This is a genomic window from Reinekea forsetii (genome assembly GCF_002795845.1).
In the GTDB taxonomy this organism is placed as follows: Bacteria; Pseudomonadota; Gammaproteobacteria; order Pseudomonadales; family Natronospirillaceae; genus Reinekea; species Reinekea forsetii.
In genome coordinates, this window is record NZ_CP011797.1 from 472,464 (window position 1) to 495,418 (window position 22,955).

A 22,955-nucleotide genomic window follows, 5' to 3' on the forward strand; every position below is an offset into this window, starting at 1 on the left:
TTTAACGATAGTTAAAGAGTTTGCCCGAATAGCCAAAATCCAGGCGATTGAGTATGTCCTCAATGGTGCCGGCACCGGCGGCCAGTCCTTTGAGCGTAAATTCAAAAAAATAACGCCGCTCGACCAGCAGTGGAAAGAGCGAAACGCTTTCGTCGTCAATATCGGTCACTTCTAACGCAGCGAGGCGAATATTCCAGCAGCAATTGTCGTAGTCGATGCCATAGAGTACCTGCTGGACCCTGAAATCCGACCACTGCGGGTCGAGATCGGTGGTCTGTGCTTGAGCATAACCGATTAGGGCGACATTTTGCAGAATTGGCACATAGGCACCGGCATTGAGGCTGTGGGTCAGTTCTGAATCGATAACAGCCTTGTCGGCGGACAGTTGCATGAACGCCTGGCCCGAGGGCCGATAATTGGCCGCCAGCGCGAACAGATTGAGCTGATCCCACTCGTGCGCGACGCTGGCCGAGGCCGTCAGTGATAGGTCCCGGCTTAGGTTCAGTTCGCTACTGCCCAGCCAATCGCTGTATTCCGGCTGCCAATCCGCATCGATATCTGCCACACCCGTGGTCAAGAGCCGTTCCTGGGCCAACTTAATGCCCTTTTGAGCCGTCAGGTTGAGGACCAGTCGGTCATCCCCGGTCCAGTTCAGGTCGTAACTCAGGCTGGTGGATAAGCGGCTTAGATCGCCGATCCGGTCGACACTGCTATAGCGGCTGGGGCTAAACAGGGTGAAGGTCGTTGTTTCCGTACTATCTAAGATCGGCGCGGCCTGCTCGGTTAAGGGTGCATAGGCGTAATAGAGCCTTGGCTTTAAGGTCTGTTGCCAGTGCTGACCGCGCAGGCTCAGCTTCAGGCCCTGATCGAGGCTCGCACGCCAAGCCAGTTGGTTGATATTGTCGCCGCCATAGGCCGCTTTTAAGTCATAGCCCAGGTCGTTGTCGATATCATAGGCGGTGGCGAAGCCCTCGACACTCGGCCTAAAGTAGCCCCAACCGGCATCGAATGGCCGGGTCAGGGCTAGGGCGCCGTGAAAACGGTGACTCTGGTCGGCCAAGGCTAGGGTGTCGTCGACTAATGCGGCCTCTGCCAGAGTGGGCAGTGGATCTCCAGCCGGTGTTGCCGCCAGCGCGGTGGTTAGGGCGTTATCTAACAGGAGGGTCTGTTGTGCGGCGGGCAAGGCGCGAGTAAAGAGGCCGTAGCTGAACCGTTCGCTGCTCTGCAAACCAAGTGTTTGCCAGGCGCTCTTATGGACCAAGCTCAACTCCGGCTGCTTGATTAACTCATAGTCGCTGGCGCTAACCGGCTTGGTCACCTGATCGAAGGGTTGCTGGGTCTGGTAGAGCAGTTGTGCAGAGTTCCCAGCCTTGGCGGTGGTAAGAGTGCTGTCGAGGGTCTGAAATTTTTCGGCGCTATCGATGACCGGTTGTGTATAGGCCAGTTTTAGGCCATTGCTGCGTGTCCCAATCTGCTGATTCAACGCAAAGTTGGCGACCTGTTGGGTGACTTGAGCGGCCCCGGGCTTAAAGGTTGGGTCGTAGTTTTGATCGCTGACCCAACGGGCCGAAAAGTCATATCCTAGGGTATCCGTCAGCGCACCAGACTGCTTATGCGCCAAGCTCCAGCGGCTGAGATCGCTGACCGGCTCGACCAGCGTCGAGTCCGCTTCGGTCGCCACGGTACTATCGGTTGGCGTCGCCAGCTGGTAGCCCCAGTCGCTGATGCCGTTGTGGCGCTCGGTCAGGAAGCGAAATTCGTTATTGAGCAGCAGGCCGTATAGGGGTTGATAGTCCAGCGTCACGGTGTCATCGACATTGCTGGCCAGATTTAGGTAGTAGGGTTGCGAATAGCCGGTGCCGAAGGTTGGAATTAAAACACCGGTCCGCGCCTGGCCGTTGACCGGAAAGCTGATATAGGGGATGTAGAGCACGGGCAGCCGTTGTATCTCAAGGCGGGAGTTCCACGCCGCGGCAATACCGGTATCATTATTGATCGTCAGCTTGCCCGAGCGCAGCCGCCAAGCATTAGAGGAGGGCGCGCAGCGGGTGAAGCTCAGGCGCTTAGCCACCACGCGATTGGCCTCGGTGCGCCTGATTTCATCGGCGCTGCCGTGCAGATCGCGCTGGTACAGGGCAAACTGGGCATTGTTGAGCTGTGCCGCGTCGGTTTGCAGATCGATCTCGGCATTTGCACCACTTAAAACCATCTCTGGCGTTCGGATGATCACATCACCATCCAGCCGGCTGGTCGCCTCATTGGGCGAATAGACCGCCTGATTGGCATTGGCACGCTGATTCCGGCCGTGAATGATCACATTGCCATCGAAGGTCGTTTGCTGATCGGATTGCCGAATGGCGCGGTCAAACTGAAAATGGCTGTCGCCTGGCTCCATCACTGGCGCGTCGGAGGGCGGGGCGACATAGCCGCCAGGGCAATAGGGCGCGACGCCCCACTGATCGGCTGCCGACATGGCATCCCAGGGCTGCCAGTCGACCAGGGTCACAGTCTCAGCGGCGGCGTGCCCAAAACTGAGCAGACCGGCAATAAGGCAGATTTTATTTACTGGGTATAGGGTCACGTCGGTAACTGGATGCTTAAAGCGGGTGATGATAACGAACTTAGCCGCCAAGCGCACAGGCTAATGCTGTAATCCGTTAGTAAAATATGGTCATTGACGGTAACCTTGGCGTGACTTGGGTGGGATGTTTACAGATGAAGAATTGGTTGGGTAAGATCATTGGCGCGGCCATCGGTTTCTATTCCGGCGGCCCAATAGGGTTAGTGCTCGGTGTCCTGCTGGGCAACGCCTTTGATAAAACCCAGCGCCGCCGTGCCGAGGATGCACTCGGTGGCGGCAGCAAGGGCGTCTTACAGACGGTTTTCTTTCAGGCTACCTTTAATGTTATGGGTAAGATGGCCAAGGCCGATGGCAATGTCAGTGAGAAGGAAATCGACCTGGCGCGCCAGGTGATGACCCGGATGGCGCTCAATGAGGCCCAACGGCGGGACGCTATGCAGCTCTTTAACGACGGCAAGGCGGCCGATTTCTCGGTCGAGAGCATCCTCGCCGATCTGGCCGAAGTGATCGGTCGGCGCGCATCTTTAGCGCAAATATTTCTCGAAATACAGCTCCAGGCGGCCTATGTAGATGGCGCTTTGAGCGTTCCTGAGCGCAATTTGCTGCAGATTATCAGCAGCCATCTGGGTATAAATCGCATTCAGTTTGAAATCATGCATCAGCGCATCCGTGCGCAGATGCACTTCAGTGCTGGCCGTCGGGCCAATAAACCCGCCAACGCCAAGAACTTAGCCAATGCCTATCAGGTTTTAGGGTTGAATGCGGAAGTCGACGACGTCGAACTGAAAAAGGCCTATCGTCGCCTGATGAATCAGCATCACCCGGACAAACTGGTGGCCAAGGGCTTGCCGGCGGAAATGATGGCGATTGCTAAGGAAAAAACCCAGGATATTCAACAGGCCTACGAAGAAATTCAGAAGGCCAGAAAGGCGCTCAAGCCCCGCCCAGCCTAAGCCAGATCGGCTGCGTCAGTGCGGTACAATAGGTCCCAGACGCCATGGCCCAGGCGCAGACCGCGCTGCTCAAACTTGGTGACCGGTCGGTGCTCGGGCCGTTCAGGCAGATACAAGCCAGGTCCCGCGTTATTGGTAAAGCCTTCGGCCGCATCCATTACCTCCAACATCTGTTCGGCATAGTTCTGCCAGTCGGTCGCCATATGAAAGGTTCCGCCAGGCTTGAGTTTACGCCGGACCAGCTGGGCAAATTCCGGTTGCACAATGCGCCGCTTATTGTGTTTTTTCTTGTGCCATGGATCGGGGAAAAACAACTGCACGGTACTCAGGGATCCGTCGGCGACACAGTCCGTGAGGATAGCGACGGCATCTTCTTTATAGCAGCGAATATTATCCAGCTGTGCAGCCGCGGTCTGATTCAACATGCGCCCGACCCCAGGCAAGTGCACCTCAATACCGATAAAATTCTTCTCCGGGGCTGCCTGTGCCATGGCGACAAAAGAATCGCCCATGCCGAAGCCGATCTCAAGTACGGTGTCGGCGTCGCGACCAAAGGCATCGGCTATGACCAACGGGCCCTGCTCCTGGCTTAAACCAAACTGATCCCAGTTCTGCCCCAGGCTTTTTTTCTGGCTATCGGTCATGCGAGTGGCGCGCATCACAAAGCTGCGAATCTTGCGTTGGAACGGTTGGTCTGAGTCGGTGATCAAAGGGTAGGCCTCGAATTAGGAATTTTGGACAGTATATAGGCCAGCTGGATCCAGCCACTGATCATTAGTATGCCCCCGAGCGGGGTAATGGCTCCGAGCCAGGGCGTATGGCTGAGCACCAGCAGGAACAGGCTACCCGAAAAAATCACGGCGCCTGAAAAAATCAACCGTACCGGCCCTCGAAAGGTGGTCTGCAGCACGGCGCTCAATAGGCCAATGGCTAATAGCGCCAGGCCATGGTACATCAGATAGCGCGCGCCAGTTTCCCACGTGTCGAGCCGCTCCGGGCGGGTAATCGCAGCCAAGGCATGCGCGCCAAAAGCGCCCAAGGCGACGGCTAGGGCAGACATCAGGCTACCGGCGACTAAAGCAAAACGGTTCATGATCGGGTTTCCAACGCGGCCTGAGACCGCTTTTCGCTAAAGGGTAAGCGACGTTAATAAAGCTGTTTGACTCAACAAAAAAGCCGCATCAGCGGCTTTCGTTCGTTCGGCTAGTCTGCGAGTATCAAAACTCGATGGTCATAACCTTCTTAACCTTGTTCATGGCATTTTTTTCCAGCTGTCGAATCCGTTCGGCCGACACCTGATATTTGCTCGCCAGTTCATGCAGCGTGGCTTTTTCATCGCTCAACCAACGTTGTTGGATAATATCGCGTGACCGCTCATCGAGATCCTGCAGGGCACTAAACAGCTGACCATGAGCGTCGTCGGTGTAGTCAGCCTTTTCCACCGTTAAAGCCGGGTCATCAGCCGAATTTTTCAAATAGTCGGACGGATGAAACGCCATGCTGTCGTCATCGTCGTCGCCAAAGCCATCAAACGCGGCATCGGAGGCGGTGAGCCGACCTTCCATATCATAGACAGTCTTTTTCGAGACGCCCAGATCGTCAGCCATGGCCTGTGCTTCTTGATCGTTCAACCAGCCCAGGCGTTTTTTCGAGCTGCGCAGGTTAAAAAACAACTTGCGTTGCGCCTTGGTGGTGGCGATCTTAACAATACGCCAGTTACGCAGTATGTATTCGTGAATCTCGGCTTTGATCCAATGCACCGCAAAGGACACTAAGCGAACACCAACTTCCGGATTGAAGCGTCGGACAGCTTTCATCAATCCTACGTTACCTTCCTGTATCAGGTCACCTTGGTTGAGGCCATAACCGGAATAGCTTTTGGCTATGTGCACCACGAAGCGCAAATGGGACATAACCAAACGGCGCGCAGATTCCAGATGTTCATCATAGTACAGGCGCTCGGCCAGTTCTTTTTCTTCATCTGCCGTCAACAATTCAAAGCTGTTGACCGTTTGAATATAGGATTCAAGGTTTTGCCCAGGTGATAAGGTATCTAAGACTAGAGCAGGCATGCTTTGATTCAGTTTCACTCGGACTCCTCCGGTTTATATATATGTCAATTTACGTTTAGCCGGATAGTATAGATCAACACCGGTCATAGGTTAAGCCTTGATCACCCGAATCGAACGTAGATCACCATGGCGCAGTCAACTTTACAGGTGCCTGACAGCCGCGGCGGCGGACCTAACGGGGGTCGGTATCTTTTAAATGCTGCCAGAGCGCGATTCTCGCCCCTAACAGACTCACCAGTATAGATGCAGAAAGTAATATTGTGAATTCGGTGCCGTTTAGCCAGATAGCCGGCGCCGCCATGCCATAGTCGGCCAGAAAGAGGGCCAGCTGAGGCTGAAAATAAAGACTGATGCCAGAAATCAACAACCAGGCGGCGAGTCCGCCCAGCAAGCCGTACCACCAACCCAAGTATAGGAAGGGCCGGCGCACAAAGGCATCGGTCGCACCGAGCAGCTTAATGATCTGGATCTCAGACTTGCGCGATTCAATCGCAAGGCGAATGGTATTGCCCATAATAAGCACCACCGCGACGGCCAGGATAAGGCTGAGCATCTGAACAATCGATCGGGCCAGATCTAAGGCATTGTTCAGTCGGTCGATCCAGGCCAGGTCAATCTGGATGTCTTCGACCTCGGGAAGGTCCTGGAGCATCAGGATCAGGGCTTCCAAGTCGCTGCGCTGTTGTTGATTGGGCACCACAACAATGCTCGCTGGAAGCGGGTTGTCGGTCAACTCGAGCCCAGATTGGACGCTCATCACCTCACTAAAACTGCGCCAAGCCTCATCTTTACTGATGAAGCGGGTGCTCTCAATCTCTGGTCGCAGGGCCAAGGCCCGGGTTAAGTTCGTTGCCACCGGCTCGCTCGTGCTGCGTGCTAGATACAAGGTGATTTGGCCACCGGCCTGCCACGCCTGAGTTTGGGCATTCATCGCCTGCAGTGCGATGTAAAACAGCGTCGGTAACATCAATGCGATGGCGATAACCAGCCAGGTTAAGGCGCTGGAAATGGGCTGGCGGACTAAGCCGAGTAGCGCCTCTATAGCGCATTTTACATGGTGTCGATACCAGCCGCGGATATCGACCCGGGGCGCTCGATTGCGTTGCCGGTTGGATGCTGCACGTTTCTTCTTGGCCAGCTTCATGACTGTCTTCCGGTCGGCGCAAAGGGTGTATCAAGCAGTTTGCCCTGGTGCAGCGATAGAACCCGGTAATTGAGCCGGGCAATCAAGCCCAGATCGTGACTGGCAATGATCACGGTGGTGCCGATAGCGTTAAATTGGGCGAACAGGGCCATGATATCGCGTGATAGAGTCGGGTCGAGGTTGCCGGTGGGCTCGTCGGCCAGAATTAGATCCGGCTTTTTGACTACGGCGCGGGCAATGCCAACGCGCTGTTGCTCGCCACCAGAGAGCTGAATTGGTTTGAATTTCTCTCGACTGAGCAGCCCGACCTTATCGAGAGCGGCGTGCACTCGCCGTTTGATATCGGCCGGATGCTCACCGGCGACCAGCAACGGCTGAGCCACATTGTCATAGACGCTATGATCCATCAGCAACAGGTGATCCTGATGGACCACGCCGAGCTTGCGCCGATAGAAGGCGATCTCGCGCCGATTCATTTTAGCCAGTAAGGCATTCGCTACCCGAACATGGCCGGAGGAAGGTTTTTCGATGGCGGTCAATAATCTCAGCAAGGTGCTCTTACCGGCACCAGAATGACCGGTCAAAAACACCATTTCGCCCCGTTCTATCTGGAACGACAGGCTCGATAGGGCCTCAAAGCCGCCATCGTAGCGTTTACTGACCTGGTCGAAGCGAATCATAGCGCCGGGGTGTCGAGCAGCGCATCAACAAATTCTGCCGCGTTGAATCGGTTAAGGTCGGCCGCTTGCTCGCCGACACCAATAAAGCGCACCGGAATAGCAAAGCGTTTGGCGAGTGCAAAAATAATTCCGCCGCGGGCGGTGCCATCGAGTTTGGTCAAGGCGATGCCGGTGAGCGGAGCGGACTTGGTAAAGGCCTCAGTTTGGCTGATGGCATTTTGTCCTGTACCGGCATCCAGCACTAATAGAACTTCGTGCGGCGCGCTGTCATCAATTTTTTTCATGACCCGCAGAACCTTTTCCAGCTCGGTCATCAGATGAGCTTTGTTATGCAAGCGCCCGGCCGTGTCGGCAATTAGTATATCGACCTTGCGGGATTTGGCGGCCTGTACGGCATCGAAAATCACCGATGCGCAATCGGCACCGGTATGTTGGGCGATGACCGGTACTTGGTGCCGTTCGCCCCAGGCTTGCAGCTGCTCAACCGCGGCCGCCCTGAAGGTGTCGCCGGCGGCGAGCATGACCGTGTGGCCCTCTTGCTGAAAGCGCTGGGTCATTTTGCCAATGGTTGTAGTCTTGCCAACGCCATTGACGCCAACCACCAGAATGACATAGGGGCCCTTGCTTTGATCGATCACCAGTGGGGCTTGGATCGGGGTTAGCAGATCGATTAGGGTTTCGCGCAGCAACTGCATCAGGGCGTCACCGTCTTTGAGCGTCTTGCGGGAGGCTCGTTCCACTAGGTTGGCCAAGATGGTCTGGGTCGCGTCGATGCCAACGTCGGAGGATAGTAAAAGGGTCTCAAGCGCTTCCAGGGTGTCATCATCGAGCGTTTTGCGGCCGAGCAGCAGAGCCGCGATGCCACCGGAAAACTGAACTCGAGTCTTGCCCAAGCCAGCCTTCACCCGACTGAACCAGGTGCCATTAGTGACTATTTCTGACTTTTCTTCGTTGACTTGCTTGTCTTTACGTTTTGAAAATCCGAACATGGTGTAAGGTTGCCAGTAAGCGGTGAATAAATGGGGTGCTATGCTAGCACAGAGTCAACAAAAGGGATGTGAGAATGTTTCACTTTAGTCGCCGTACCCTATGGATCATTATCTATATCACGATTCCATTAATTATACTGCTCAACAGCTTGGGCCCCAAACCATATATAGCGGGCGAACCTGCTCCGGAGGCGCCCACTTGGTCGCTCGATGAGCTTGCGCTCGACTGCGCTCGGCAAGTTTGCACATTAGCGTTGGCCGGCGCCGAGCACATTCGGGTCTCTGCCTTGCTTGACCGAATTCCGACCGGTCAGCTCGCCGTGCCGGCTGCGTTCGACTTGCAAACCCAACAGCTCGGCGGTCGTTTTGTGATTAGCTTAGAAGGGCCCGCCAATGCGTCGAGCCAAGCCGAGCTGATGGCTTTTTTGCGCCAATGGCTGCCGGCCGATGGGGCTCTGAATTGGGTGGTGACCGGGGCGATCAGCGATGAACTGGTGGCCCAACTGAATGCCTTAGAGACCATCCGTTCCGGCCCTGGCCTGGCGCTCAGCCTCGAGCCGCTGAAGGCTCTAACGCGCTTAACAGCACCGGCGCTGGGTACGGCCGAACAGTTGTCTTTTTTGCTCTGGATCGATCTGCTCAATGGCCGTCTGGCGGCTTACTCGATTCAGGGCCAATGGCGCGATCGCCAGGCCAGCAGTTATGTTAATTTCAATGGCACTCTATCAGCGGACCTGTTCTATCCGGTCGACTTGGCCGAGCTGGCACCGGTGCTCGCCGCCTACAGGGCCGCGGGCGCAGAACGACAGCGCAACGCAGCACAAATAGATCGTTACGCGGTGACCGCCGAGCTGTATCGGTTACCACTGAGTTTTTTTATCAACCAACCCGAACGGTTGGCGACCCTGTCGTTGGCGTCGGTTAATGAAATGAGAGAGTTTGCCCTTGGCCAAATTACCGCACCGCTCCGCTAAACCTATCGCAGAGAGCACGCTGCGCATCATCGGCGGGGTACATCGTGGCCGAAAGTTGCCCATTCCGGCGTTGTCTGGGCTCCGGCCAACCGGCGACCGAACGCGGGAAACCCTGTTTAACTGGCTGCAATCGGATATCGTCGATATGCAGGTGCTCGATCTGTTTGCCGGCACCGGTGCCCTGGGTTTGGAGGCGTTATCCCGAGGTGCCCAGTCGGCCATCTTTGTCGAGCCCCAGGCGCAAGCCGCCGAGGGTATTGCTCGCTCATTGCAGACGCTTGGGCTGCCTCAGGGCTCGGTACAGCGGATGATGGCGCAACAGTTTCTGGCCAGTTGCGCGGCGCGCTTTGACTTGGTTTTTATCGATCCGCCGTTCGACGCAGATCTATGGTCGACGACCCTTGAAAGCCTGCTTGAGGCGAATATATTAGCCGACCAGGGCCTGATTTACCTGGAATGCCCGAAAGATCAAATCATCAACATTCCAGCCTGTTGGGGCGCTATTAAAGACAAGATCGCGGGTAAGGTTCGTTTTCGCCTATTGGCAGCCCAATAATTGACCGTACAACATCCGCAGTGCAAGATATCCAGGACCCAATTGATGGTGCCCAGTCATGACTGAAACGGTCAACCCAGACCTGAACTCGACCTTGCTTGAACATTTCAATAAGCAGCGACGTGCCTATCGTGCGGCGCCCTATGCTGATAGCGTGGAACGGCGCAGACGGCTCGCGCTGCTCAAACAGCTGCTGGTGGACAATCAGACCGAACTCTGTGCCGCCATCGACCGGGATTTTAACGGTCGCTCGGTGGTCGAGACTCAGATTGCCGAATTCCTGCCCACTATTATGGCCATCGACGATGCCAGTCGGCATCTGAAGGCTTGGATGCGCGCGCAACGCAAATGGCTGCCCTTGCTGTTCCAACCCGCCAGCGCGGAAATATTGCCGCAACCCTTGGGCGTCATCGGGATTATTGCACCCTGGAACTACCCGCTCTTGCTTACCTTAGGCCCACTAATTGGTGCCCTAGCGGCCGGCAATCATGTGCTGATCAAGCCTTCCGAGCTGAGCCCGGAGTTCGGCCGGCTCTTGGCCAAACTGATTGATCAATATTTCGATGCCGGCCTGGTGACCGTGGTAAACGGCGACGTCGCGCTGGCGCAGAGCTTTTCGGCGCTGCCGTTTCAGCACCTCGTCTTCACCGGCTCAGTCGGGGTCGGTCGCGCGGTGATGCGCGCCGCCAGTGACAATTTAACCCCGGTCACGCTGGAATTGGGGGGTAAGAGCCCGGTGGTGATCGATCGCTCGATGCCAGTCCGGGAAGCGGCCGAGCGGCTGGTGTTTGCCAAATGTCTCAATGCTGGCCAGACCTGTGTAGCGCCTGATTACATCCTCTGTCCGGACGATCAGGTCAGCGACTTTGTGCAGCATTTCTTGTCCGAAGCCAAGCGCCAATATGGCGATATTACTCAGAACGATGACTATACGGCGATCATCAACCAAGCCCAGCGCAAGCGGTTGATCGCCTATGTCGATGAGGCCAAGGCCGCCGGCGCATTGGTTTTTGTCGCCGGGCCGTCCGACGAGTTGGATTACTATGGCAATAAGTTACCCCCCATCCTGTTGACCAATGTGCCCGAGGGCTCACGGTTATTGGAGGAGGAAGTTTTTGGCCCGCTCTTGCCCATCGTCAAATACCATAGCCTCGATGAGGCGCTCAACTATATTAACGATCGCCCCCGACCCTTGGCGCTTTATGTTTTTGGTTATGAGCAACAATTGCGGCCGCTGTTTAGCCGCAAGACGCACAGCGGCGCCCTAATGTTCAATGAGGCCGTGATTCACGTCGGCATGCCGAATCTGCCCTTTGGCGGGGTTGGTAACAGTGGCATGGGTCATTACCACGGTCGTTACGGGTTTGAGACTTTCTCCAAATTAAAACCGATAATCGCCAAACAACGGTTGAGCAGCCTTAAGTTGCTGTATCCACCCTATAAGCCCTGGTTGGTGAAGTTGATTTTACGTGTTTTTGGCCGGTAATTTGTCTGGCGCGGTTGCATACGTTAAGATGCGCGCGCTTTTTTAAACCACAGAGCGGTGAATATGGGCAGTACTGTAATCTATCCCGGAACCTTCGATCCCATTACCTTGGGTCATATGGATCTTGTTGAGCGAGCGCTGCGACACTTCGATAAGGTGATCATCGCCGTGGCTGACAGCCCGAAGAAACAGCCGCTGTTTTCGTTGTCCGAACGAGTTGACCTGGCTGGCTCCGTGACGCGTGGATACGGCAATGTTGAGGTGCTGGGCTTCAGCAACTTGTTGGTCGACTTTGCCCACGAGCATAAGGCGCAAGTTATTTTGCGCGGCCTGCGGGTGGTCAGCGACTTTGAATACGAATTTCAGCTGGCCAACATGAATCGGGTCTTGGCACCGGATTTAGAGAGCATGTTTCTGACCCCCTCGGAACAATACTCCTTTATTTCGTCAACCTTTGTCCGCGAAATTTCGCTGCTCAAGGGCGATGTGTCGAAAATGGTTCACCCCATAGTGCAGGCAGCCTTAAACAAACGTTTCGGCCGCTGATCGTCTGCGCACTGAGCCGGCCTTGGTTGAAAACTCTCGGAGGAGATCTGCGTTATGGCGCTGTTAATTACCGATGAATGCATCAACTGTGATGTTTGCGAGCCGGAGTGCCCGAATAACGCCATCTCGGAGGGTGAGGAGATCTATGTGATCGATCCGGCCCTCTGTACCGAATGCATCGGCCATTACGACGAGCCACAGTGCCAGCAAGTTTGCCCAGTCGACTGCATCCCGCTCGATCCACAGCACGTTGAGTCCAGCGAGCAGCTGCAAGACAAGTACACCCGCATTACCGCGATACCCGCCTAGCCCTTTTCGATTGCTCGCCTCGAGCTTAGATTCTTGCATCGGCCGTTGCCTGACCAATCGGTCATAAAATAGATTGGACTGCACTCGGCCGCGTGCTAGCCTTGGACACCGGAGTTATCGATTGCCTACCAACATCCGGAGCCGCTATGCACGTTGAAAATGATATTAAGCTGGGTTTTAAAGATGTCATGATCCGCCCCAAACGGTCGACCTTAAAATCCCGTTCCCAAGTCTCGCTCGAGCGCACCTTCACCTTCCTGAACAGTAAAAAGACCTGGACCGGCGTGCCCATTATCGCCGCCAATATGGATACGGTTGGGACCTTTGCCGCGGCCTTGGTACTGGCCGAGTTCCGGATGCTCACGGCAGTGCATAAGCACTATTCGGTTGAGCAATGGCAGGATTTTCTGCACGACATTGACCCGGCCGTGTTGCCCCATATTATGGTTAGCAGCGGCACCTCCGATGCCGACTTGAATAAGTTACGCGCGATATTGGCACTGCACAGTGGCCTTGAGTTTCTCTGCATCGATGTGGCCAATGGCTATTCCGAGCACTTCGTGACGTTTTTGCGTCGGGTGCGCGCCGAATACGCCGACCTAACCATCGTCGCGGGTAACGTGGTCACCGGTGAAATGACCGAAGAGCTGCTCTTATCTGGCGCGGATATCGTTAAGGCCGGGATCGGCCCTGGCTCGGTCTGCACCACCCGGGTTAAAACCGGTGTTGGTTATCCTCAGGTGTCCGCGGTGATTGAATGCTCGGATGCGGCCCACGGTCTCAATGGACACGTCATTTCCGACGGCGGCTGTACCTGCCCGGGCGATGTCTCCAAGGCCTTCGGCGCCGGTGCCGACTTTGTTATGCTCGGTGGCCTGTTGGCCGGACATGATGAAAGTGGCGGCGATCTGGTTGAACAAGACGGTCGTCAATATCGTCTCTTCTATGGCATGAGTTCCGATACGGCGATGGACAAGTACCATGGCGGAGTGGCGAATTACCGAGCCAGCGAAGGCAAGACGGTGAAGATTCCCTATCGCGGTCCACTGGCCGTGACCATGCTCGATATACAGGGCGGTGTGCGCTCAACCTGCACCTATGTCGGGGCTGCCGCGTTACGCGAGCTGTCCAAGCGGACCACCTTTATCCGCGTTCAGGAGCAGGAAAATCGACTCTTCAATAGTTAATTGTCGCGCTCAGTGCGGTGCTTTGGTCAACGTCTTGAGGGTGTGGGCACCGCCCACCACCCGACTCAGGGTAGTCAGAACACAGAGCCCAAAAAACACCCAAGCCAGGGTCGGGAAGGCGTTTGGCAACAGGCACATCAGGACAAAAAAACCTATCGTCTCAGTACCTTCCGCAATGCCGGTGAGATAGTAAAAGCCTTTGTTGGGGTAACGCATCGAGTGCAGCGCAAAGCGCTCGGCAAACACCGCGAAGGCCAAAAAACTTGAGCCGGTGCCGACAAAGGCAAAGATTAGGCCGGCTGCCGGCAAAGCATTGCGTCCCGGATCGGCCAAGGCGAAACCAAATATCACCGCCGAGTAAAAGATAAAATCGAGCACTACATCGAGATAGGCGCCTCGCTCAGTAGCTTGAGTAAGGCGCGCCACCGCGCCATCCAAGCCATCCAAGATTCGATTCAGGCCGATAGCCAGCAACGCCGCGGTAAAATGGCCGGTCGCCAAGGCTGGCAGCGCGAGCATACCGATGGCAAAGCCGAGCAGCGTCACGTGGTCGGCTGTCACGCCAACGCGCACTGTGTACCGGGCCATTCTAAGCAGCGGAGGTCGCACCAGCCTTAAGGTTAAGCGATCAAGCATCGGGTGCCTCCAAGTCAACTATTCGACTGCCATCGGGTATGTCCTCCGGGTCATGGGTCACCAAGACCACAGGAATATGTTGATGCCCTAACTGTTCAAAAACCCACGCGCGAAACTGCCCGCGTAGGGCACGATCCAGCTTTGAAAAGGGTTCATCGAGCAGCATCAGTTTGGGTTCTGACAAGAGCGTGCGCAACAGACTGATCCGCGCCCGCTGGCCGCCGGACAGGGTGGCGATATCGCGCAAGGCATAAGAGCCGAGGCCGGATTCGCTCAAGGCGTCCTGGATACGAGCGGCTTTCTCGCCGCGTGAAAAATGCGCCGGCAGGCCAAAGAGGAGATTCTCAAAAACATTAAGATGTGGAAACAACAGATCGTCTTGAAATAGGATACCGACCTGACGGCGCTCGATCGGCACGGTGCGCAAAGAATTGCCGTTGAGCAGAATTTCCCCACTACTTTTGAATGCCGAGGTCAAAATACCGGAAATATCGGCCAGCAGGGTCGACTTGCCCGAGCCACTAATGCCGGTTATGGCGCCAATCTCACCCGCTGCAACGGTTAGGCTGAAGGCCTTAAAGAGCGGCTGTTGGTGCCGGCACAGTTGATAATTTTGCAATTGCATACTCATAGGCTTAACTCACGGTCTGGCTCATCGCGCGACGATGTCGAAAGCGATAAGCGGGAATCAGCGTGGCCAGCGCAAAGACAATTAGCGGTAACAGCTGCTGCCACAGGGCCATTACCGCCATCAGCCGACGGTCACTGCCCGAGGCTAGGGCAACGGCCTCTGTGGTCAGGGTGGCAAAGCGACCGGCACCGACAAAGATCGTCGGCAGGTACTGGGCGATCGATACGGCAAAGCCGGTGGCGAAGGCGTATAGAATCGGGCGCAGTAAGATTATCAGTTTGATGCGCCAAAAGCTGTGCGCGCGCCGACCGGTTAAGGACAGCGCTAGCCAGCTGAAGCGATCATCAAACTGTCGATAGGGTCCGCTTATGGTCAAAAATACATAGGGCACCACAAAGACTAGATGGGACCAGAGCAATGCGACAAAGGTACCGTCCAGCCCAACCCGAATCAACCAAACCTGAAAACCAAAGATAAAGGCGATTTGCGGAATTAGTAATGGCAGATAAAGCAGCACGAGGATCTTTTGTCCGCGGACCTTTTGGCCGCCATATTTCAGTCGAACCTCGTTTTCCAAGCACCCGACCACTACAGTAATGGCCAACAATGCCGATAGGGTGGCCAACAACAGAGTGCACCAGAGCGGATCGGACAGTTGCGTTAAGGAATGTGCCACCTTGTCGAGCGAGAAGCGACTGGGCAGTACATCAGGATAGCGCCATTGTGCCGCCAAGCCCCATATCAGGGTGATCAGTAAAGCGGCGGCATAAAAGAACAGCAAAACAAAGCTGATCAAGCGCGCCATCGGCTTTTCCCAAGCCGGCCAATGACCGCTAAGGCGGCGTTCCAGGCAATGACTGCGCAGTCGACGCAGAGGGTTTTCCAGCAGCAGGGCGCCCGCCATAATTAATGACAATAGCATTAACAGTGTTGCGGCCCCGGCGGCACCAACGGTGCGTTGGCTGAGATCCGGATCATTGAACCACTGGGTAATCAATACCGCCAGCGTTGCCGGGGTAGTGGGTCCGGCGATCACCGCTATATCGACAACGGTTAGGGAGTAGGCCAACACAGCAAAAAAGGGCAGTCGAATTTGCCGGTAGAGTTGTGGGAAGATCAACCATAGCCAGGCGAATCGGTTGCTGTGGCCCAGGCTATTGGCGAGCCAAAGCGTCTGCTGAGCCTTTAGGGTGGGCAATATCGCCAGGCACATCAGCAATAAAAACGGGATTTCTTTCAGCGCCAGCGTGACAATCAGGCTGATGCCGTGCGGATCCTGAAAGGTTGACCAGAGTGGCGGTCGGTCTAAACGATCGCTCATCAGCGCGAGCAGGCGCACCAGCCAGCCACTGGGCACGAGCAGAAAACTCATGCCAATGGCAAAAGCAGCATGAGGAATCGATAGGATGGGCGCCAAGGATTTTTCCAACCAACTGAACAGCGCCGACGGATAGGCACCTATCAATAAGAGTGCCGTAGAGACCAAGGCCAGCGCAGCTGCGCCCAGTCCGGTCACCAGGGTATGACGCAATGCCCCCGGGAAGCTTGGGTGGCTAAACAGGTTAGACCAGGGTGCGAGGCTCAAACGATCCAGTCCGATAGCTGGAAACCACCCAAAGGCTGGCAGCCAGGTACCGACCAGGCCGAGTATCACCGGCGTTAAGAAGATCGCCACCGTCAGCCAGGGGATGATGGCGAGCGGGTGGCTCAGGCGCAGCGTCATGATCGGCTCATCTTGGCGCCGAGACCTTATTGACTGTATCGGCTCAGCCACGCCTGTTCGATTGCCGCGACCCAGCTAGCATGGGGTTCCAGCAAGACCTTCGCAAGTTGCTCATTGGACAGGGTCGCCACGCCCATCGGCAAGTCGGTGAACGCCTTGCGCTGCGCGTTCGACAGTTTCGCCATGGCCAGTACGGTCGGGTCGCCCCAGACCGTGGTATTGGCTTTTCGTGCCTGCGCTTCGGGCGACATCAGGAAGTTAGCGAAGACCATGGCGCCTTGTGGATTGCTGGCATTGTAGGGAATGGTGACAAAGTGGGTGTTGCCAATGGTACCGCTGCGGTGAATATAGGTGCGAATCGTGTCCGGTAAGTCGCCATTAGCGATGGCATTGCTGGCATCAAAGGGGTTAAAGCTCAGGGATATCGCGATCTCGCCATCATTGAGCAGCTGCTTCATGCGCGGCGCGCCATCGGTAAAGGTTTTACCCTCTTGCCACATCAAGGGGTGTAACGCGTCAAGATATTGCCATAATGATGCCGTTATGGCGTCAAAATCGGCCAGCGCAACGGGTGTGTACAGGGCCGGGTTTTGTTCGGTCAATTCACTCAATATCTGTTTCACAAAGGTCGTGCCATGGAACGCCGGCAAGGCCGGGTAGGTGAATCGTCCCGGGTTGTTTTGCGCAAAGGTGAGTAACTCCTGCGCCGAAGTCGGCGCCTGGGCGACATATTGGCTGTCGTACATAAACACCAATTGAGCCATGCCCCAGGGCGCTTCCAAGTTATCGACCGGGGTCGTGAAGTCGAATAGGGTGGTCGGTTTGTGTTCGGTATCGACCAGGCGGTAGTTGGGTAGGTCTTGGGTAAAGGCGCCGTAGAGCAGGTCGTTTGCCTTCATATTGGCAAAATTTTCACCATTGATCCAAATTAGGTCCACGGCACCACCGGTTTGTTTTCCGGCCGCCTTTTCAGACAACACCTGATTGACGGCATTGGGCGCGACGTTCTTAACGTGCTTGACGGTGACCCCATAATCCTCTTGGACCCGTTCGCCAGCCCACTGAATATAGCTATTAATATGCTCATCACCGCCCCAGGCATGGAAGTAAACGGTCTGACCCTTAGCCTGGTTGCTAATGTCTTGCCAGTCGGCGGCGCCGACCAGGGTAACGGTAGATAGCAGGGTTGTGGCCAAGAGTCGAAAAGGGGTACGCTGGATCATGAAAGCTGTCCTTGGTTACTGGCATGGCCTTGGGCCAATGATAAAAATTATTACTCAGATGATCGCACTGTCGACCGGTAGATGACAGTCCCCATCTTGATAAGGTCCCGTTTTACGCACTAATAAAATGACCCAAAAACGACTAAAGTGTAGCTGGAATCGATTTTTCTGTCGCACAAGGACTGCCCATGCACCTTGCCAAAAAACTCTCCCAGGAACGTGACCGACTTTGCCAAGACGCTCGTTGCAGTGCTCTCGACGCCGCAGCCCGGGACGCCGTCGTGCGTTTGTGCCTGGCCAGCCCTTGGTTGGCTAGTTGGGTTCAGACCCAGCAAGATTGGCTTCTAATGGTTGCGCAATTTAAGGCGCCGGCAAATCCGGTAGACGAATTGACGGCGCTGGCACAGCACTGGTCGCTCGAGGGTGAGGTAGCCCTGATGTTGGACTTGCGCGTCTGGCGCAATCGCCACCTGGCGCGACTGATGGCTCGCGATATATGGCATCTCAACAGTGTAGCGCAAACCGCGCAAGCGGTATCGACCTTGGCCGATGCCGCACTGCGTTGCGCCTTGGCCTGGTGTATGGCCTTTTGGCAAGCCAAGGACGGACTGCCCGCCCCCTGTGACTATTCGGATGGTCCCGCGCAGCTGGTGGTGTTGGCCATGGGCAAACACGGCGCCGAGGAACTCAATCTGTCGTCTGACATCGACCTGATCTTCAGCTATTCCGGGCCAGGTACCACCAGTGGTGGGCGCAGCCATGAGGCGTTTTTTACCCGAGTAGCCCGCAAGCTGATCCACGTGCTGGACGCGCGCACCGCCGAGGGCTTTGTGTTTCGAGTCGATATGCGCTTGCGCCCCTGGGGTCAGTCGGGCGCATTGGTTTCAAGCTACGCGGCATTGGAAAACTATTATTTACTCCAGGGCCGATTTTGGGAGCGTTTTGCCATGGTCAAGGCTCGCCCAGTAACCGGCCCTGAAGCGGCGCAGCAGGCCCTGGCGGATTTGCTGCACCCCTTTGTATACCGCACTTATGTTGATTATCAGGCGCTCGGCGCGCTGCGTGAGCTAAAAAGCAAGATTCAACAGGAAGTTCAGCGCCAGCATGGTGATGACAACATCAAGTTGGGCCGGGGCGGGATTCGGGAAGTCGAATTCATCGCCCAGGTGTTTCAACTGATTCGTGGTGGCCAAGAAGAACTCTTACAACAGCGCGGCACCTGGCCGGTGCTGCAAGCCCTTGCTCGGTTGGAATTGCTGCCGGAGGCTGCGGTCGATGAATTGACCGCGGCCTATGATCATTTGCGCGATTTGGAGCACCGCATTCAAGCGATCAACGATCAGCAAACGCAATTGCTGCCGACCGATGAGGTGGCGCGCGAGCGTCTTGCCCTGTCGCTCGGTGCCGAGTCGGTGTCGGCTATGTTGGTCGATCTGAGCCGTCATCGCGACCGGGTGCACGGCCATTTCTCGGATCTGATCGCGGAAGAGGTCGAGATCCAAGTTAATCAAAAGCTGCTGCCTTATATGCAGGCATGGCGCAGCGGAAGCTGGATCGAGGGTGCCGCCGATCCGGATCCTGACTTGACCGAGTCGATGCTCAGCTTGGCCCAGATCCCTGCGGTGCAGCGCCTATCCGTGGTCGCCCGGGACAATATGGCCGGCTTCATTCCTCGCTTATGGCTGGAATTGGCCCGCTACCGGGATGCGCCAGCGCGACTGGTCAGTATCCGCCCACTCTTGGAGGCCATCGTCCGGCGCAGCAGTTATTTCGTACTATTTGCAGAAAATCCGCTAGCCATTGCCGAACTGGTCAAGCTGGTGCCGGCCAGCCCTTGGCTTGCCCGGCAGTTGCAGGAAAAACCCTTTTTGCTCGATGAGCTGACGGATCGGGCGAGCCTGTATCGCTTGCCCGATCGGGCCGAATTGCGGGCCGAGTTGCATCTGCTCCTACTGCGCGTTCCGGAGGATGATCTTGAGCGGCAGATGGAGCTGTTGCGCCATTTCCGCCATGCTCGAGTGCTGCGTGCGGCGGCGTGCGAAATATCCAGCGTGCTGCCATTGATGAAAATATCCGACTACCTGGCCTGGGTGGCCGAGGTGGTGGTCGATCAGTCGCTGGCGCTGGCGTGGCGTCAATTGGTGGCCCGTCACGGTCGACCCAGTAAGGCCGGCGGCGACTGGTGCGATCCAGACTTTGGCGTCATCGCCTATGGCAAGATGGGCGGCTTGGAGCTGTCTTATGAGTCCGATCTAGACCTGGTTTTTTTGCACAATGCCTCTGTCCAGGGCGTTACCGAAGGCCCCAAGGTTATTGATAACGGGGTCTTTATGGCGCGACTGGGACAAAAGTTGATTCATCTGCTGAGCGCTATTACCCCGTCCGGACGACTCTACGAGATCGATACTCGACTGCGTCCGTCCGGCAACTCAGGACTGCTGGTTAGCAGCCTGACGGCCTTTGCCAAGTATCAACAGGACAAGGCCTGGACCTGGGAGCATCAAGCGCTCATCCGAGCGCGATTTATCGCCGGGGACGAAAGCTTAAAGCATGGCTTCGACGCCCTGCGCGCTGAACTGCTTGCCAAGCCCCGCGATATAGACAGTTTGCGCTGCGACGTCCTCGCCATGCGCGATAAGATGCGCGCCCATCTGTCCAGTCGGGCACAGGGGGCTGACGCGCAGTTCGACTTCAAACAGGATGCCGGCGGAATCGTTGATTTGGAGTTTTTGATCCAGTTTCTGATCTTGGCGCATGCCCATGACTCGCCGCAACTGACCCGATGGTCGGACAACGTGCGCTCGATCGAGGCGCTCTATCGTTGTCAGATCTTCGCTGAAGCTGACCGAAAAAACCTCCTGGCAGCCTACCTTACGCTGCGCCAGGAAGTACATCATGCCATCCTCAAGGGCGAGTCCAGCCAGCGAAACCTGAGCGAGCTGGCACCGGAATTGGCGCATATTCGTGGTCAGGTAATCGACTATTGGCAACGCTATCTGGATCCGACGGAGTGACTCAGCGCACGAGCCCCGCGCACCAAGTAACGCCTGTCATGGCATTTTGGCGCTAGTGTCCGGTATCACAAATGTCATACAATAACGCCAATAATAATCCACCTATACTTACCACCAACCATTTACCGCGGTGCCACAAGGTGCTCGGTGCTTTAGGGAATCTATATGGCAGCATTTGGTACCGTTTTTATGCCCGAAATGGCGTTGACCACCTTTGAAGGCAATCGTTGGAGTGACGCTGAACTGGTCAATGCGCAAGCCATCGCGCTGCATCCGGGTGCGCATGTCTTGCACTACTCGAGTACCTGTTTTGAAGGTCTTAAGGCGTTTCGACATGCCGACGGCAGTGTCCATATATTTCGTATGGACGCCAATATTAAGCGCATGATGCAAAGCAGTCGGCTCTTGAGTTTGCCTGCCGTGGATCCGGTTCAGTTGGGTCAAATGATTATCGAGGTGGTTAAGAAATTCGCCCACGACGTTCCGGAGCAGCCGGGTTCGATGTATATCCGACCGACCCACATAGGCACTGAGGCAGCCATCGGCAAGGCGGCGGCGGCCACCCTGAGTTCAATCTTGTATGTTCTGCTTTCGCCGGTCGGGGATTACTTTGCCGGTGGCGCCAAGCCGTTGCGCCTGTTGTTGGAAGAAGACGGCATGCGCTGCGCCCCGCATATGGGCATGATCAAAAGCGGTGGTAACTATGCCAGTGCCTTGGGGCCGATAGCCCGCGCGCGCGATAGCGTAGACGCTGACCAAATCCTGTTTTGCCCGAATGGCGATGTCCAGGAGACGGGCGCGGCAAACTTTATTCTCATCGATGGTAATGAAATCATCACCAAAGGCTTGGACAGCAGTTTTTTGCATGGTGTTACTCGGGATTCGCTATTAAAGCTCGCCGCCGATATGGGTATGACCGTAAGCGAACGCAATATATCGGTCGAGGAATTATTGACCCGTGCCGCCAAAGCCAATACCGAAGCGGCACTGTCTGGCACTGCAGCGGTGTTAACGCCGGTGGGTACGCTTATTCATCAGGGGCGAGATTATGCCGTCGGCACTGGGCTGGCAGGTCCAAGCACGCTGAAATTACGTCAGGCGCTAAACGATATACAGTGGGGCAAGACTGCCGATCAGCACGGATGGCTGACACGCGTTTAAGGCCGGCGGCCAGACCCAGCGGTCTGGTCGCACGTCACTCAGAGATGGCTGAACCGCTTTAAGTTAGATAACTTGGGGTTCGGTTTGGTCACCTTGCGCAAAATCAGCGCTATATGCCCGATGGTTTGCACCAAGGTGGCATTGGTCTGCTCCATGACCTCTGCGATCAGGGCCTTCTTATTGTCACGATCTTCGGTGACGAATTTAATTTTAATCAGTTCGTGATCGTTCAAAGCGCGTTCAATTTCCGCTAAAACCGTCGCGCTTAGCCCGTTTTCGGCAACGGTTACCACTGGGCTTAGCTGATGGCCGATGGTCCGTAAACCCTTTTTGTCGTTCTGTTTCAAACTCATAATCAGTAAATCTCATGTTAATATGGGTGTAACACTGCAAATTGTACTGTAGATCGACAGAAATCACTAAAGAGGATTTTCCGTGGCGCGCCCAAAAAATAGTCAAGAATGGCTTAGAGAGCATTTTGACGACAAATATGTCCAGATGGCCAAGCAGGATGGCTACCGCAGTCGTGCCAGCTACAAGCTGTTAGAACTGTGCGAAAAGGACCGATTGATCCGCTCCGGAATGACGGTCGTAGATTTGGGGTCGGCACCGGGGGGTTGGTCGCAAGTCGCCGCTAAACAGGTCGGCTTTCAAGGTCGCGTAGTGGCCTCCGATATACTTGAGATGGACAGCGTCGCCGGGGTCGAATTTATCCACGGTGACTTCACCGATGACGCGGTATATAAGGCGTTACAGGATTGTATTGGGAGCGATCCCGTCGACCTTGTAATCTCGGATATGGCCCCCAATATGAGCGGTAATGCGGTAATTGATCAACCTGCGGTGATGTATTTGGTAGAGCTGGCGTTCGAAATGGCTCAAGCAATACTGAAGCCCGGCGGGGGGTTTGTCGCCAAGGTGTTTCACGGGGTAGGCTTCGACGCCTATGTTAAGACCGTGAGGCAGCACTTTACTAAGGTCGTAATGCGTAAACCGGATGCATCCCGGACCAGGTCTCGAGAGACCTATCTGGTTGCAACGGGGTACAAGGGTTTAGCAGACACGCAGCCGTCTGCGTAAGAAGGTAAAA

22 protein-coding genes are annotated in these 22,955 nt (G+C 55.7%); 10 read left to right on the forward strand and 12 right to left on the reverse strand.

All coding sequences use genetic code 11. From position 1 onward, the window contains the following. Position 1 precedes the first annotated feature (1 nt). Complete coding sequence (locus REIFOR_RS02260; protein ID WP_158524271.1) at positions 2-2,632, reverse strand: LPS-assembly protein LptD; 2,631 nt, start codon at positions 2,630-2,632, stop codon at positions 2-4. A gap of 83 nt (positions 2,633-2,715) precedes the next feature. On the opposite strand from REIFOR_RS02260, the gene djlA reads away from it, so the two are divergent. Further along, a complete protein-coding gene (djlA, locus tag REIFOR_RS02265; RefSeq protein WP_227003739.1) occupies positions 2,716-3,534 on the forward strand; it encodes a co-chaperone DjlA in 819 nt (272 codons plus the stop codon). Here the strand turns inward: djlA and trmB are convergent. From trmB to ftsY, 6 genes are all read right to left on the reverse strand, one after another. Continuing rightward, entirely contained in the window at positions 3,531-4,241 is a 711-nt protein-coding gene (gene trmB, locus REIFOR_RS02270) for a tRNA (guanosine(46)-N7)-methyltransferase TrmB (protein ID WP_100258670.1), read from the reverse strand. The two genes, djlA and trmB, sit on opposite strands and share 4 nt — an antisense overlap. Next, entirely contained in the window at positions 4,241-4,627 is a 387-nt protein-coding gene (locus REIFOR_RS02275) for a DUF423 domain-containing protein (protein ID WP_100256019.1), read from the reverse strand. The genes trmB and REIFOR_RS02275 overlap by 1 nt, the downstream gene beginning before the upstream one ends. A 124-nt stretch (positions 4,628-4,751) precedes the next feature. Continuing rightward, positions 4,752-5,606, reverse strand: a complete 855-nt coding sequence (gene rpoH, locus REIFOR_RS02280) for an RNA polymerase sigma factor RpoH (protein ID WP_100256020.1) — start codon at positions 5,604-5,606, stop codon at positions 4,752-4,754. A gap of 172 nt (positions 5,607-5,778) precedes the next feature. Continuing rightward, positions 5,779-6,750 carry a permease-like cell division protein FtsX gene (ftsX, locus tag REIFOR_RS02285; protein ID WP_100256021.1) on the reverse strand — a complete coding sequence of 324 codons (972 nt, stop codon included), beginning with the start codon at positions 6,748-6,750 and terminating at the stop codon, positions 5,779-5,781. After that, positions 6,747-7,430, reverse strand: coding sequence for a cell division ATP-binding protein FtsE (gene ftsE / locus REIFOR_RS02290; RefSeq protein ID WP_100256022.1), 684 nt, complete (start codon positions 7,428-7,430; stop codon positions 6,747-6,749). Before ftsE ends, ftsX begins: the two co-directional genes overlap by 4 nt. Further along, positions 7,427-8,419 (reverse strand): signal recognition particle-docking protein FtsY, encoded by a 993-nt coding sequence (ftsY, locus tag REIFOR_RS02295; protein WP_100256023.1) that lies wholly within the window; start codon positions 8,417-8,419, stop codon positions 7,427-7,429. Before ftsY ends, ftsE begins: the two co-directional genes overlap by 4 nt. A 74-nt stretch (positions 8,420-8,493) precedes the next feature. Here ftsY and REIFOR_RS02300 point away from each other — a divergent pair, with 74 nt between their 5' ends. From REIFOR_RS02300 to REIFOR_RS02325, 6 genes are all read left to right on the forward strand, one after another. Beyond that, on the forward strand, positions 8,494-9,393 hold the full coding sequence (locus REIFOR_RS02300) for a hypothetical protein (RefSeq protein WP_100256024.1): 900 nt from the start codon (positions 8,494-8,496) through the stop codon (positions 9,391-9,393). Continuing rightward, complete coding sequence (gene rsmD, locus REIFOR_RS02305) at positions 9,365-9,949, forward strand: 16S rRNA (guanine(966)-N(2))-methyltransferase RsmD (protein WP_227003740.1); 585 nt, start codon at positions 9,365-9,367, stop codon at positions 9,947-9,949. The genes REIFOR_RS02300 and rsmD overlap by 29 nt, the downstream gene beginning before the upstream one ends. A 58-nt stretch (positions 9,950-10,007) precedes the next feature. Beyond that, complete coding sequence (locus tag REIFOR_RS02310) at positions 10,008-11,435, forward strand: coniferyl aldehyde dehydrogenase (protein WP_100256025.1); 1,428 nt, start codon at positions 10,008-10,010, stop codon at positions 11,433-11,435. 63 nt (positions 11,436-11,498) lie between these two features. Next, complete coding sequence (coaD, locus tag REIFOR_RS02315) at positions 11,499-11,981, forward strand: pantetheine-phosphate adenylyltransferase (protein WP_100256026.1); 483 nt, start codon at positions 11,499-11,501, stop codon at positions 11,979-11,981. A 54-nt stretch (positions 11,982-12,035) separates the two neighbouring features. Then, positions 12,036-12,290 carry a YfhL family 4Fe-4S dicluster ferredoxin gene (locus tag REIFOR_RS02320; protein WP_100256027.1) on the forward strand — a complete coding sequence of 85 codons (255 nt, stop codon included), beginning with the start codon at positions 12,036-12,038 and terminating at the stop codon, positions 12,288-12,290. A 146-nt stretch (positions 12,291-12,436) separates the two neighbouring features. Next, positions 12,437-13,477, forward strand: a complete 1,041-nt coding sequence (locus REIFOR_RS02325; protein WP_100256028.1) for a GMP reductase — start codon at positions 12,437-12,439, stop codon at positions 13,475-13,477. 9 nt (positions 13,478-13,486) lie between these two features. Here the strand turns inward: REIFOR_RS02325 and REIFOR_RS02330 are convergent, their stop codons facing one another. Genes REIFOR_RS02330 through REIFOR_RS02345 form a run of 4 tightly spaced genes read right to left on the reverse strand, consistent with a single transcriptional unit; the run spans position 13,487 to position 17,690 of the window. After that, complete coding sequence (locus REIFOR_RS02330; protein WP_100256029.1) at positions 13,487-14,113, reverse strand: CDP-alcohol phosphatidyltransferase family protein; 627 nt, start codon at positions 14,111-14,113, stop codon at positions 13,487-13,489. Then, on the reverse strand, positions 14,106-14,744 hold the full coding sequence (locus REIFOR_RS02335; protein WP_100256030.1) for an ATP-binding cassette domain-containing protein: 639 nt from the start codon (positions 14,742-14,744) through the stop codon (positions 14,106-14,108). The genes REIFOR_RS02330 and REIFOR_RS02335 overlap by 8 nt, the downstream gene beginning before the upstream one ends. Before the next feature lie 4 nt (positions 14,745-14,748). Next, on the reverse strand, positions 14,749-16,467 hold the full coding sequence (locus REIFOR_RS02340) for an ABC transporter permease (protein ID WP_100256031.1): 1,719 nt from the start codon (positions 16,465-16,467) through the stop codon (positions 14,749-14,751). Between the two features lie 26 nt (positions 16,468-16,493). Beyond that, positions 16,494-17,690: an ABC transporter substrate-binding protein gene (locus REIFOR_RS02345; RefSeq protein ID WP_100256032.1), complete on the reverse strand. Its 1,197-nt coding sequence runs from the start codon at positions 17,688-17,690 to the stop codon at positions 16,494-16,496. Between the two features lie 188 nt (positions 17,691-17,878). Here REIFOR_RS02345 and glnE point away from each other — a divergent pair, with 188 nt between their 5' ends. Together glnE and REIFOR_RS02355 are read left to right on the forward strand one after the other, a co-directional pair. After that, positions 17,879-20,704, forward strand: a complete 2,826-nt coding sequence (glnE, locus tag REIFOR_RS02350; RefSeq protein ID WP_100256033.1) for a bifunctional [glutamate--ammonia ligase]-adenylyl-L-tyrosine phosphorylase/[glutamate--ammonia-ligase] adenylyltransferase — start codon at positions 17,879-17,881, stop codon at positions 20,702-20,704. 165 nt (positions 20,705-20,869) lie between these two features. Beyond that, the gene (locus tag REIFOR_RS02355; RefSeq protein ID WP_100256034.1) at positions 20,870-21,865 is read left to right on the forward strand and encodes a branched-chain amino acid aminotransferase; all 996 of its coding nucleotides are present in this window, start codon (positions 20,870-20,872) and stop codon (positions 21,863-21,865) included. A gap of 38 nt (positions 21,866-21,903) precedes the next feature. On the opposite strand, the gene REIFOR_RS02360 is transcribed toward REIFOR_RS02355, so the two are convergent. Beyond that, complete coding sequence (locus tag REIFOR_RS02360) at positions 21,904-22,218, reverse strand: YhbY family RNA-binding protein (protein WP_100256035.1); 315 nt, start codon at positions 22,216-22,218, stop codon at positions 21,904-21,906. Positions 22,219-22,300: 82 nt separating this feature from the next. On the opposite strand from REIFOR_RS02360, the gene rlmE reads away from it, so the two are divergent. Continuing rightward, entirely contained in the window at positions 22,301-22,945 is a 645-nt protein-coding gene (gene rlmE, locus REIFOR_RS02365) for a 23S rRNA (uridine(2552)-2'-O)-methyltransferase RlmE (protein WP_100256036.1), read from the forward strand. Positions 22,946-22,955 lie beyond the last annotated feature (10 nt).